The following is a 244-nucleotide window of genomic DNA, read 5'->3' on the forward strand; positions in this document are numbered from 1 at the left end:
GTTCGACCATGGCCCCTTGCGCGGGTTGGCGAACATCATCTTCGGGTTCATGGCGCGGGCGATCTCGGCGGTCTTGTCGGTCACGTACTGCGCCATGCGCAGGTCGTTAGCGGTGAAGTCGAAGGTGATGCGCAGCAGCGGTCGGCCATGCGGGTCGGTGTAGGTCGGATCTAACGAGAGATAATTGCTGCGCGTGCTGTAATTGCTCGCCTCGCAGCCGATGGACATGCTCGCTGCATAGTAC

Annotated in this window: 1 pseudogene; it reads right to left on the bottom strand. The window is 61.1% G+C overall.

What is annotated here, in order from left to right:
• A pseudogene (locus tag AC0IYH_RS33430) lies at positions 1-228 on the bottom strand (GMC family oxidoreductase); the annotation flags it as partial.
• Positions 229-244: the final 16 nt, after the last annotated feature.

This window comes from Pseudomonas sp. AC463 (genome assembly GCF_979253585.1).